This window comes from Acidocella sp. C78, from assembly GCF_907164655.1.
In genome coordinates this window covers 36,605-49,172 of sequence record NZ_CAJQZK010000001.1, presented here as the reverse complement: position 1 = coordinate 49,172, position 12,568 = coordinate 36,605, and the positions used below count along the sequence as shown (strand labels likewise).

9 protein-coding genes are annotated in these 12,568 nt (G+C 68.3%); 7 read left to right on the top strand and 2 right to left on the bottom strand.

The window, feature by feature from the left end:
* The first annotated feature begins 9 nt into the window (after nt 1–9).
* The gene (locus ACIDOCELLA78_RS97145; protein ID WP_249674845.1) at nt 10–3,819 is read left to right on the top strand and encodes a glycoside hydrolase family 99-like domain-containing protein; all 3,810 of its coding nucleotides are present in this window, start codon (nt 10–12) and stop codon (nt 3,817–3,819) included.
* Between the two features lie 213 nt (nt 3,820–4,032).
* Here ACIDOCELLA78_RS97145 and ACIDOCELLA78_RS97140 read toward each other — a convergent pair whose 3' ends face one another.
* Nucleotides 4,033–4,218 (bottom strand): hypothetical protein, encoded by a 186-nt coding sequence (locus ACIDOCELLA78_RS97140; protein WP_214006268.1) that lies wholly within the window; start codon nt 4,216–4,218, stop codon nt 4,033–4,035.
* Between ACIDOCELLA78_RS97140 and rfbB the strand changes: the two genes are divergently transcribed.
* The 5 genes from rfbB to ACIDOCELLA78_RS97115 are packed head-to-tail and all read left to right on the top strand — an operon-like array spanning nt 4,141 to nt 8,434.
* The gene (gene rfbB / locus ACIDOCELLA78_RS97135) at nt 4,141–5,196 is read left to right on the top strand and encodes a dTDP-glucose 4,6-dehydratase (RefSeq protein ID WP_201727433.1); all 1,056 of its coding nucleotides are present in this window, start codon (nt 4,141–4,143) and stop codon (nt 5,194–5,196) included. The genes ACIDOCELLA78_RS97140 and rfbB overlap by 78 nt on opposite strands.
* Nucleotides 5,193–6,074 carry a glucose-1-phosphate thymidylyltransferase RfbA gene (rfbA, locus tag ACIDOCELLA78_RS97130; RefSeq protein ID WP_201727432.1) on the top strand — a complete coding sequence of 294 codons (882 nt, stop codon included), beginning with the start codon at nt 5,193–5,195 and terminating at the stop codon, nt 6,072–6,074. Before rfbB ends, rfbA begins: the two co-directional genes overlap by 4 nt.
* A complete protein-coding gene (gene rfbC / locus ACIDOCELLA78_RS97125) occupies nt 6,071–6,625 on the top strand; it encodes a dTDP-4-dehydrorhamnose 3,5-epimerase (protein ID WP_201727431.1) in 555 nt (184 codons plus the stop codon). The genes rfbA and rfbC overlap by 4 nt, the downstream gene beginning before the upstream one ends.
* Nucleotide 6,626: 1 nt before the next feature.
* Nucleotides 6,627–7,532 (top strand): dTDP-4-dehydrorhamnose reductase, encoded by a 906-nt coding sequence (gene rfbD, locus ACIDOCELLA78_RS97120; RefSeq protein WP_201727430.1) that lies wholly within the window; start codon nt 6,627–6,629, stop codon nt 7,530–7,532.
* Entirely contained in the window at nt 7,529–8,434 is a 906-nt protein-coding gene (locus ACIDOCELLA78_RS97115; RefSeq protein ID WP_201727429.1) for a glycosyltransferase, read from the top strand. The genes rfbD and ACIDOCELLA78_RS97115 overlap by 4 nt, the downstream gene beginning before the upstream one ends.
* A 13-nt stretch (nt 8,435–8,447) precedes the next feature.
* Here ACIDOCELLA78_RS97115 and ACIDOCELLA78_RS97110 read toward each other — a convergent pair whose 3' ends face one another.
* Nucleotides 8,448–10,199 (bottom strand): ABC transporter ATP-binding protein/permease, encoded by a 1,752-nt coding sequence (locus ACIDOCELLA78_RS97110; protein WP_201727428.1) that lies wholly within the window; start codon nt 10,197–10,199, stop codon nt 8,448–8,450.
* Nucleotides 10,200–10,489: 290 nt separating this feature from the next.
* On the opposite strand from ACIDOCELLA78_RS97110, the gene tkt reads away from it, so the two are divergent.
* Nucleotides 10,490–12,523, top strand: a complete 2,034-nt coding sequence (tkt, locus tag ACIDOCELLA78_RS97105) for a transketolase (protein ID WP_201727427.1) — start codon at nt 10,490–10,492, stop codon at nt 12,521–12,523.
* The last annotated feature ends 45 nt before the right edge of the window (nt 12,524–12,568 follow it).

Here is a 12,568-nt window from a genome sequence, read left to right as displayed (position 1 = left end):
CGCCGCGGCATGAAAGGAACATCCGACCGGATGAGACACGCCAGCCCCACGACGCCCGCTTCCAGCCTTGCGCACGAACGCGACATCATCAGCGCGAGCGCCCTGTTCGATCCGGGCCACTATACGCTGCAGGCGCGCGACCTGGCGAAAGGGGACGATCCGCTCGATGATTTCTGCAACCGCGGCTGGCGCGCCGGCCTGCGGCCCAACGCATACTTCGATCCCGCGTATTACCTCGCCCGCAACCCGGACATCGCCGCCTCGAACGTCAATCCTCTGCTGCATTACATCCAGTTCGGCGACCGCGAGGGGCGCGATCCATCGCCGCTGTTCCACGCCGCCTGGTATCGCGAGGCCTACGGCATCCCGGAAAACCGGAACGCCCTGGCCGATTACCTCGCCCGCCGGCGAACCGGCAAGGTCAGCCCGGTGCCGCTGTTCGACCCGCAATGGTATCTGGATCACAACCCCGACGTCGCGGCCTCCGGCAACGATCCTTTCGAGCATTTCTGCGCCTTCGGCGCCGCCGAGCGGCGCGACCCCTGCCCCGGTTTCGACATCGCCTTCTACGCCGCCCGCTATGCCGCCGAGATCGGCGGCGGCAATCCGTTCCTGCATTATCTCGCGCATCGCGACGGCGGGTTCCAGCCGGTTCGGCCCGCCGCCGAACGGCTGATCGCCGGCGCGGTGCGGGCTGCGACACGGCCGGCCGACAGTTTCGAGCCGCGCCAGCCGCTGCCGCCGGGCGCGCCGCGCCTTGCCACCGTTCTGGCCTATTACCTGCCGCAGTTTCACGCGATCGCGGAAAACGACGCCTGGTGGGGAACCGGCTTTACCGAATGGACCAACCTGGCCCGCGCCACGCCGCGCTTCGCCGGGCATTACCAGCCCCGCGCGCCGCGCGATCTCGGGTTTTATTCGCTCGACGATCCCTCGGTCATGCCGCGCCAGATCGCCATGGCAAAGGAGGCGGGCCTCGGCGGTTTCGTGTTCTATTACTACTGGTTCAACCGCCGGCGGCTGCTGGAAAAGCCGGTCGAGCGGTTTCTCGCCGATCCGGCGCTCGACATGAGTTTCTGCCTGATGTGGGCGAACGAGAACTGGACCCGCCGGTGGGATGGGCTCGAGCGCGAAATCCTGCTGGCGCAGGATTACCTTCCGCAGGACGATACGGCGCTGATCGACGATTTCGCCCGGCACTTCGCCGATCCGCGCTATATCCGGCTCGAAGGCCGGCCGCTGCTGATGATCTATCGGGCCGCGCTCATTCCCGACCCGGAGCCGACCATCGCGCGCTGGCGCCGGCTGTTCATGGAACGCCACGGCGAAAATCCCCTGCTCTTCATGGCCCAGAGCTTCCACGACCACGATCCGCGGCGGCACGGGCTGGACGGCGCCGTCGAGTTCCCGCCGCACAAGCTTGTGGTGGATGCGCCGAAACTCAACGCCTCGCTCGACCTTTTCGACCCCGAGTTTTCGGCCGATGTCTATCATTACAACGACATCATCGCCGCCTCGCTCGCCGATCCAGATCCCGCTTATCCGCTGATCCGCACCGCCGTGACCGGCTGGGACAACGACCCGCGCCGAGAGGGCGCGGGCGTTGTGCTGCACGACGCGACGCCCGCGACATATCAGGCCTGGCTGGCCGCGCTGATCGGGCGGGCCCGCCGCAACCCGGTCTGGGGCGAGCCGATCGTCTGCATCAACGCATGGAACGAATGGGCCGAGGGCGCCTATCTCGAACCCGACCTGCATTACGGCGCCGCCTTTCTCAATGCCACCGCCCGCGCGATCACCGGCCGGGCGGCCGCCGGCGCCGCGCACAATCTGCTGCTGGTCGGGCATGACGCCCTGCCCCATGGCGCGCAGATGCTGCTTCTGCACCTCGCCCGCGCGCTGCGCCGGGAGCATGGCATCGTGCCGCGCATCCTGCTGCTGAGCGGCGGCGAGCTGGTGCCGGACTACGAGGCCGAGGGCATTGTCGATCTCGCTCCCAACGAGGCGGCGCTGCTGCGTCATGTCGCCGCCTACCGCGCCCAGGGGATCGACGCCGCGATCGTCAACAGCCTCGCCTCCGCGCGGGTCTGCGTGAAGCTGGCAGAGCAGGGAATCCGCAGCCTGCTGCTGGTTCACGAGATGCCGCGGCTGGTGGAGGAGAGATCGCTGCGCGGCGTCGCGCGCCAGGGGATGCGGGCGGCGGCCGCGACGGTGTTCTCGTCGGATCACGTGCGCGACACGTTATGCGCGGCGCTGGACATCGCCCCCGCGGCGCATGTCATCCCCCAAGGCAATTATCAGAATGTCGGCTACGACCCGGCGGCGCGCAAACGCTTCCGTGCCGGTCTCGGCATTCCGGCGCGCGCCTTCGTCGTGCTCGGCGTCGGGTTCGGCGACCTGCGCAAGGGCTTCGACCTGTTCATGCAGGTTTTCCGCCTGCTCGGCGCCGGGCGGCGGGATGTCCACTTCGTCTGGCTCGGCGAGACCCATCTCTGGATCCGCGACTATCTTGGCGCCGAGATCGAGGCGGCGCGCGAGAGCGGCCGCTTCCATCTGCTTCCCTTCACCAGCGACGTGGCGCCCGCCTATTGCGGCGCCGATCTCTACGCGCTGACCTCGCGCGAGGACCCGCTGCCGACCACGGTGATCGAGGCCTTGGGCGCCGGCCTTCCGGCCATCGCCTTCGCCGGCGCCGGGGGCATTCCCGACCTGCTGCGCGAGACCGGCGCGGGCGACAGCGTGCCCGCCGGCGACGTTGCCGGCTTCGCCGCCGCGATCGCGGCCCGGCTCGACCATGCGGCCCTCGCGGCGGCGCGGCCGGGCATCGCCGCCGAGGCCGCGCGGCGTTTCGATTTCAATGCGTATGCCCGCCGCCTGCTGGCGCTCGCCAGGCCCGAGCTTGCGCGCATTTCCTGTTTCGTCACCAATTACAATTACGGCCAACATCTGCCGCGGCGGCTCGCCGGCATTTTCGGCCAGACCCATCCGGTCGAGGAGATTACCCTGCTCGACGATGCCTCGACCGATCGGTCGGTCGAGATCGCGCGCGAGACCGCGGCGGCGTGGCGGCGCAGCCTTGTGATCCGCGCCAACGCGAGGAACACCGGCTCGCCTTTCGGCCGATGGCGCGAGGCGGCGGAGGCGGCGCGGGGCACGTTCGTCTGGATCGCCGAGGCGGATGACGATGCCGCGCCCGGCTTTCTCGCGGCTCTCGTCGACGCGCTTGCCGGCGCGCCGGACGCGGTGATGGCAATCGCCGAGTCGCGGGCCATCGATGCCGATGACAACCCGTTGATGCGGGATTACCGGCGATATTACCTTGAGGCCGGCGCGCCGGAACTCGCCGCCTCCATGACGATGGCGGCGCGGGATTTTGCCAGCCGCTTTCTCGCGGTGCGCAATCTCGTGCTGAATGTGAGCGGCGTGCTCTTCCGGCGCGACTGCCTGCTGGCCAGCCTCGCGCGCCTCGGCGACGAACTCCCGACCTTCCGCCTCGCCGGAGACTGGCGGCTTTATCTCGACCTGCTGGCCCACGCGTCCGGCGATGTCGTGTGGATCGCCGAGCCGCTGAACATCCACCGCCGGCACGCGACCGGCGCCACCGGCACGCTCGACGCCGCTTCGCATCTGGCGGAAATCGCGCGGATCCATGACATCGCCGACGGGTTGCTGGACCTCGACGGCGATATCCGCCTCGCCCAGAGGCGCTGGCGCGACGACTTCGCCCGCAAAGCCGGCCTCGGCGGCGAGACTTCCGGCCCCAGCCCGGGCGGAAGGCGGAAAGCCGCCGGCGGTTCACCAGATCGGCGCCGACGCTGAATTGCGGAGCGGTTTTCGCGCCTTCGGGATCGGAAAGTGTTCGAAGGCAACATTGATTGTATAAAAAATAAAACCTACGCTATGTTTTTGTATTGTCTTAACGTTGTAGTATCTTTTTGGAATTATATAAAATATTATTTCAATCTTTCTTAGATTGGCCCGTTTTCTTGTACGAATGGAGATGCTAGTTTGAAACGTGGAAGGTGAGGCGATTCAATCTTCTTCCGCGGTTAGAATGTTTTCGAATTGTCTATAATTTTTAACATTTGAGCGAGCCGGATTACCGGCCTCGTTTATTTTTGAAGATATACCTGATCTGAAATGAAATTTCTCATTACTGGCGGTTGTGGTTTCATTGGGTCTGCTGTTGTCCGGCGCGTCATTGGCCATACGGCTCATGAGGTGGTGACGGTCGACAAGATGACCTATGCGGCGTCGCATGAGGCGCTGGGCGAGGCGCTGGGGCATCCGCGCCATCACCTGGTTCATGCCGACATCGCGGATGCCGCGGCGATGCGCGCCGTCTTCGAGGCGCACCGGCCCGATATCGTGATGCATCTCGCCGCCGAATCCCATGTCGATCGTTCGATCGACGGGCCGCGCGATTTCATCGACACCAATATCACCGGCACCTTCGTCCTGCTGGAGGCCGCCCGCGCCTGGTTCGCCACGCTGGACGAAGCCGGCCGCGGGCGCTTCCGCTTCCACCACATCTCGACCGACGAGGTGTTCGGCGCGCTTGAACCCGACGATCCCCCCTTCACCGAAACCACCCCCTACAACCCCCGCAGCCCCTATGCCGCGAGCAAGGCCGCCTCGGACCATCTCGTCCGCGCCTGGCAGCACACCTACGGCCTGCCCACCATCGTCTCCAACACCACCAACAATTACGGCCCGTGGCAGTTCCCCGAGAAGCTCATCCCGCTGGTGCTGATCAACGCGCTCGAAGGCCAGCCTTTGCCCGTCTATGGCGATGGCTCGAACATGCGCGACTGGCTCTTCGTCGAGGATCACGCCGAGGCGCTCCTCGCCGTCGCCCTCACCGGCACGCCGGGCGAGACCTACGCCATCGGCGCCCGCCAGCCCCGCACCAATCTTGACGTCGTTCGCACCATCTGCCGCCTGCTCGATGACCGCCGGCCGGATCCCGCCGGCCCGCGCGAGCGGCTGATCAGCTTCGTGACCGACCGGCCGGGACACGATTTCCGCTACGAGATCGACCCCGCGCGCAGCGAGGCCGCGCTCGGCTGGCGCGCCGCGCACGATTTCGAGGCCGGCCTCGCCCGCACCATCGACTGGTATCTGGCCAACGAGCCCTGGTGGCGCGCCATCCGCGCCCGCCTCTATGCCGGCCAGCGCCTCGGGCACGCGGCATGATTCGCAAGGGAATCATCCTCGCCGGCGGTTCCGGCACCCGCCTGCACCCCTCCACCCTCGCCGCCTCGAAGCAGCTCCTGCCGGTCTATGACAAGCCGATGATCTACTATCCGCTGTCGACCCTGCTGCTCGCCGGCATCCGCGACCTGCTGCTGATCTCCACCCCGCAGGACCTGCCGCAGTTCCGCCGCCTGCTCGGCGACGGCGCGCAATACGGCATCCGCATCGACTATGCCGCCCAACCCGCGCCGGACGGCCTTGCCCAGGCCTTCCTGATTGGCGAGGACTGGCTCGCCGGCGAGGCCTGCGCCCTCGCCCTCGGCGACAACCTCATCCACGCCGACCATCTCTCCATCGCGCTGCGCCAGGCCGCCAGCCGCAAGGACGGCGCCACCGTCTTCGCCTATCAGGTGCGCGACCCCGAACGCTACGGCGTCGTCTCCTTCGACGAGGCCGGCCGCGCCACCGGCATCGTCGAGAAACCCGCCACCCCCACCTCGCACTGGGCGGTGACCGGCCTCTATTTCTACGATCGCCGGGTGACGGAATTCGCCCACCGCATCCGCCCCTCGGCGCGCGGCGAGCTTGAGATCACCGATCTCAACCGGCTCTATCTCGACGACGGCTCCCTCACCGTCGAGCGGCTCGGCCGCGGCACCGCCTGGCTCGATGCCGGCACCCCGGACTCGCTGCTGCAGGCCGCCACCTTCGTGCAGACCATCCAGGCCCGCCAGGGCCAGCTCGTCGGCTGCCCCGAGGAGGTCGCCTTCCGCATGGGCTTCATCGACGCCGACACGCTGCGCCACCACGCCAAGCGGCTCGGCAAGACAGATCTCGGCCGCGCGCTGCGCGAACTCGCCGACGCCGAGGCCGCATGATCCAGCCGCTCGACCTGCCCGAGGTGAAACTCATCACCCCGCCGCGCTTCGCCGATTCCCGCGGCTGGTTCAGCGAAACCTGGAACCAGGCGAAGCTCGCCGCCCTCGGCTTCAGCGAAACCTTCGTGCAGGACAACCACTCCTGCTCTACCCGGCCCTTCACCATCCGCGGCCTGCACTGCCAGATCGCCCCCTTCGCCCAGGGCAAGCTCGTCCGCTGCGTGCGCGGCGCGATCTGGGATGTCGCGGTCGATATCCGCCACGGCTCGCCCAGTTTCGGCCGCTTCGCCGCCGCCGAACTCTCCGCCGCCAATGGCGCCCAGCTCTGGATTCCGCCCGGCTTCCTGCACGGGTTCTGCACCACCGAGCCCGAGACCGAAGTCGTCTACAAGGTCACCGCCCCCTACGACAAAGCCTCCGAACGCGGCGTGATCTGGAACGACCCCGATCTCGCCCTGCCCTGGCCGGTTCCCGCCGGCGCCGCCCTGCTCTCGGACAAGGACACGCTGCTGCCCCGCCTCGCCGCGGCCGAACCGTGGTTCGGGTTCTGACATGCCGACCCGCCCGATCCTGATCACCGGCGCGAGCGGCCAGCTCGGCCACGCCCTTGCCGCCCATGCGGCCAGAACCGGTATCCCGGCCCGCGCCGTCGGCCGCCCCGGATTCGATTTCGACGCGCCGGAGACGATCGCCGCCACCTTCGGCGCCGCCGACCCCGCCCTCGTCGTCAACGCCGCCGCATGGACCGCCGTCGACGCCGCCGAGACCAGCGCCGACGCCGCCTTCCGCGCCAATCGCGACGGACCCGCCGCCCTCGCCGCCCTCTGCCGCGCGCACGGCATTCCGCTCATCCATGTCTCGACCGACTATGTGTTCGACGGCAGCAAGGGCGCGCCCTACACCGAAACCGACCCGATCGCCCCGCTCGGCGTCTATGGCGAAAGCAAGGCCGCCGGCGAGGCGGCCGTGCTCGCCTCCGGCGTCGACGCGCTCATCCTGCGCACCGCCTGGGTCTTCTCCGCCACCGGCAGGAATTTCGCCCGCACCATGATCGCCGCCGCACGCCGCCTGCCGGCGCTGCGCGTCGTCGCCGATCAGCGCGGCGCCCCCACCGCCGCCGAAGACCTTGCCGAGGCCATCCTCGCCATCGCCTCCCGCATCCTCGCCGCGGGCTGGCAGCCCGGCTTCGCCGGCATCTTCCACGCCACCAGCGCCGGCGACACGTCCTGGCACGGTTTCGCCACCGAAATCCTCGCCATCGCCGCCCGCCACGGCACGCCCCGCCCCGACATCGTCCCCATCGCCACCGCGGACTGGCCCACACCCGCCCGCCGCCCCGCCGATTCCCGACTCGATTGCACGAAACTCAGACAAACCTTCGGCCTCGCGCTGCCCCACTGGCGGGACGCCACCTCACGCATCGTCCCCGCCCTCATCGCGCAGGGCGACGCGCCGTGATCACCATCCTTCTCTCCACCTATAACGGGGCGCGGTTTCTGCCCGAGCAGCTCGCGAGCTTCGAAGCCCAGACGGATCGGGGCTGGCGTCTGCTCTGGCGCGATGATGGCTCGTCGGATGCGACGCGTGAGATGATGGAGGATTTCACCCGCCGGATCGGTGCCGAACGGTGCCGCGAGGCGGCCAACTCCCGAATCCATCTGGGCGCGGGGCAGAGTTTCCTCTCCCTTCTCGCCGAAGCCCAGGACGCCCGGATCATCGCCTTTGCCGATCAGGACGATGTCTGGCTGCCCGAGAAGCTCGCGCGCGCCCGCCTCGCGCTGAGCGGGCAGAAGACCGGGGCGCACCTCTACACCGCGCGCCAGTATCTGGTCGATGCCAGGCTCCAGAACCGCCGGCTTTCCAGCCTGCCCGGCCGCAAGCCGGGCTTTCCCGCCTGCCTTACGCAGAACGTCGTGCATGGCAACACCGCGGCGATGAACCGAGCCGCCGCCGACCTGATCCGGCGTATCCCCGGCCCGGCCGGCACGGTGCATGACTGGTGGAGCTATATCGTCGTCAGCGCGTGCGGCGGTTCCATCACCGTCGATCCCAGGCCCGTCGTGCTGTACCGGCAGCACGAGGGCAACCTGATCGGATCGCCGCGGACGACCGTGGCGCGCGCCGTCGGCGCGATCAAGCGCGGCCCGGATATCTTCATGTCCATGATGCGGCGCCATGTCCGCCAGCTCGAGGCGCATGGCGACCTGCTCGCCGCGACGGCGCGCGACGATCTCGCCCGCATCTCCGCCGGGCTCGAGGGCGGGTTGGCGCCACGCCTCAGCGCCGTGCGCTGCCCCGGCCTGTCGCGGCAGACCGCCCTCGAAAACCTGTTGTTCCGGCTCTGGTTCGTCTTCGGCTGAACCGGCGGAACGCCTATTTGACAGGGTCTGCGACCGCCAGCGTCTCGATGCGCCAGCCGCCATCGCCGGTCAGCAGCAGCCGCCGCGCGTGATAGCGGATGATGGTAGAGCGGTGACCGACGCTGATGATGGTCGCCGCCGGCAGGTCTTCGAGCAGAATGCGATACATCGACGCCTCGTAGGCCTCGTCCAGCGAGGAGGTCGCCTCGTCGAGGATGACCACATCCGGGCGAAGCAAGACGCAGCGGGCGAAGCCGATGCGCTGCTGTTCGCCGAGCGAGAGCTCGCGGTCCCAGGGCTGCTCGGACTCCAGCCGGTCGACAAGATGGCCGAGCCCCACGCGGCGCAGCGCCGCCGCCACGTCCGCCGGGGCCAGGGTGTCGGTATACGGAAAGCCGATGCTTTCGATCAGCCTGCCATTCGCAAGATATGGCCGCTGCGGCACGAACAGCATCCGCCCGGCGGGCGTCGTCACTCGCCCCTCGCCGAACGGCCAGATACCGGCGATGGCGCGGACCAGCGTGCTTTTCCCCGAACCCGTCGGCCCGCTGACCAGAAGCCGCTCGCCGGGCGCGACCCGGAGATCGAGCGCATCGAGCAGCTTGCGCCCATCCGGCAGGGTGAGCGACAGGCGCTCGACCGAGAGTTCCGCATCGTCGCCGCGCGCATGGACGATGCGCGGCGCGGCGGCGGCGGCGTGATGATGCCGCAGGCTCACCTCCAGCGCGTAGAGGCGGTCGACCACCGCGCGCCACTCGGTGATCGACAGGTAGCCCTGGCCGATCGAGCTGAAATTGTTGAGAATGAAGGCGAAGGCCTGCTGGGTCTGGCCGAAGGCGTTGTTGGTCTGCGAGACCGTGCCGATCAGGATCCGCTTGGCGAGGTAGGAGGGGATGACCAGGCCGAAGGCGAGCAGCCCGCCGAGCGTGTTGAAGGAAAAGTTGAACGTGTTGACGAACACGGTGCGGTAGACCCGGCGATAGAAAATCTCGACCACCGGCGCGAAGTTCCGCTTGAGCCGCTTCGCCTCCGCCTCGCCGCTCTGCGCGGTTGCGATGGCCTCGGAATTATCCCGCACGCGGACCAGCTCGAAGCGGAAATTGCCCTGCATGCGCTGCTGGATATTGTTGAGCCAGAACAGCGGCTTGCCGATGATCAGGATCAGCCATGTGCCGCCGATCGCATAGATCAGGTTCATCCAGAGCAGCAGGCCGGGGACATAGACGCCGAACAGCCGGAGATTGCGGCTGAGCATCCAGAGCATCACCGAGAACGAGACGATCGTGACGACGGACTGCAGGGCGTTGAGCGGCAGGTTCACGGTCTGGCCGGTGAAGAAGTCGATATCGTCGGAAATGCGCTGGTCGGGGTTGTCGACATCGCGGTCGTCGAGCTGCATCCGGTAATGCGCCTGGCGGGCCATCCAGCCATCGACCATGTGCCCGGTCAACCAGCGCCGCCAGCGGATCTGGAAGATCTGCACGAGATACTGGCTCGCGGTGTTGATCACCACGACCATCGCGGCCAGCCCGAGAAAGATCCAGAACAGGCGCCAGATCTTGGCCACGTCGTAGCGCTGCATCGCATCGAAGAACGATCCGTTCCAGACCGTCAGGGCATAGTTCATCGCCACGATCACCAGCACCATGACGACGTTGAGGATCAGCAGCCCCCACGCCATCGCCCGTTCTTCCGAACGGAAAAACGGCTTCGCGACATAGAGCAGGCGGTGGAAAAATCCGGTCCGGGCGAGCTCGTCGTCCATCTCTGTCTCCGCATCCACAGGTGTTCCCGCCCCCATATAGGCGCGGATGCCGCAAGACCAGCCGGCGCCGCGATATCATTTGCCTTCCGGCACACTCCGGCGCGGCGCTCTCGCGCCATCGTGAGCCCGGCCGCCGGCGCGGCGGTTGAACATCGCGCCCCGGCTGCAAACCTGCGGGGTCATGGCGCGCGTCCCATCGGGCTTAATTATGCTTAACGGGCATGAATCAAAGCTGACTTGCCGATGCCGGGCGCGGGTCTTAAGACCGGGACCCGAACAGGAGGGATGACATGGCCAGTAGCGACACCGCCGGCAACGAGATTGCGCTGGAGCGCCAGAAGGCGGTCCTCGCCCGGCCGATGACCGAGACCCGACAGCTTGCCAACGCCGTGCGCGCGCTGGCGATCGACGGCGTCGAGGCCGCGAAGTCCGGCCATCCCGGCATGCCGATGGGCATGGCCGATGTCGCCACGGTGCTGTGGACGAAGTTCATGAAGTTCGATGCGGCCGACCCGCACTGGCCGGACCGCGACCGCTTCATTCTCTCGGCCGGCCACGGCTCGATGCTGCTCTACGCGCTGCTGCACCTCACCGGCTACGAGGGCATGTCGATCGAGGATCTGCGCCAGTTCCGCCAGCTCGGCGCGCGCGCCGCCGGGCATCCCGAGCGGATCGAGCATCCCGCCATCGAAATGACCACCGGCCCGCTCGGCCAGGGCATCTCGACGGCGACCGGCTTCGCCCTCGCCGAGCGCATGCTCGCCGCCCGCTTCGGCAAGGGGCTGGTCGATCATCGCACCTGGGTCATCGCCTCGGATGGCGACATGATGGAGGGCGTGTCCCACGAGGCCTGCGCCATCGCCGGCCATCTCGGCCTCGACAAGCTCACCGTCTTTTACGACGACAACGAGATCTCGATCGACGGCGGCACCGACATCGCGATGACCGACGACGTGCTGAAGCGCTTCGCCGGCTATGGCTGGGCCACCCGCCGGATCGACGGGCACGACCCCGAGCAGATCGAGGCCGCCATCCGCTTCGCCCTGCGCAGCCGCAAGCCGACGCTGATCGCCTGCCGCACCATCATCGGCTTCGGCGCGCCGAAAAAGGCCGGCACCCCGGCCACCCACGGCTCGCCCCTCGGCGCCGACGAGGCGGCCGCCGCCAAGGCGCTGCTCGGCTGGACCGCGCCGCCCTTCACCGTGCCGGACGAGATCCTCGCCCCCTGGCGCGCGGCCGGGGCGCGCGGCGCCGGCGCGCGCGGCGCCTGGGCGAAGCGCCACGCCGCCAGCGACCGGCGCGCCGCCTTCGACGCCGCCCTCGCCGGCGACCTGCCGGCCGAATACACGACCGCGATGGAAGCCCTGCGCGAGACGATCGCCGCCGGGAAGCCGAATATCGCCACCCGCCAGGCCAGCCAGATGGCGCTCGACGCGGTGGTGCCGGTGGTGCCGGAACTGGTCGGCGGCTCGGCCGACCTCACCCCCTCGAACAACACCTTCGTCACGTCGATGGGCGTGTTCACGGCGAAGGACCATGCCGGGCGCTATCTGCATTTCGGCGTGCGCGAGCATGGCATGGCGACCACGCTGAACGGCATTGCCCTACATGGCGGGCTGATCCCCTATGGCGGCACGTTCTTCATCTTTTCCGATTATTGCCGCCCGGCCATCCGCCTTGCCGCGCTGATGCGCGTGCGCTCGATCTTCGTGCTCACCCACGATTCGATCGGCCTTGGCGAGGACGGGCCGACCCACCAGCCGGTCGAGCATCTCGCCTCGTTCCGCGCCATGCCGAACGTGCTGGTGCTGCGCCCCGGCGACGCGATGGAGACCGCCGAATGCTGGGACATCGCGCTGCGGCACAAGGACGGGCCGGTGCTGCTCGTGCTCAGCCGCCAGGCGATGCCGACCCTGCCGCGCGATCATGGCGCTGAAAACCTCTCCGCCCGCGGCGGCTATGTCGTCGCTCCGGCCGAGGGGCAGCGGCGCGCCACCATCCTCGCCACCGGCTCGGAAGTCGCCCTCGCGCTGAAGGCGCGCGAGATGCTGGCGGCCGAGGGAATCGCCGTCGCCGTCGCCTCGGTGCCGAGCTTCGAACTGCTCGAACGCCAGGACCCCGGCTACCGCACCGAGGTGCTGGGCGAAGGCCCGCGCATCGGCGTGGAGGCCGCGGTCGGCTTCGGCTGGGAGCGTCTGCTCGGGGCGGATGGCGCCTTCATCGGCATGCACGGCTTCGGCGCCAGCGCGCCCTACCAGAAACTGTTCCAGCATTTCGGCATCACCGCCGAGGCGGTCGTTGCGGCAGTGAAAGCGAAGCTGTAATTCCCCCCTGTCACAGCCCAGAGCTTACCTGAACGTTTTCGAGGG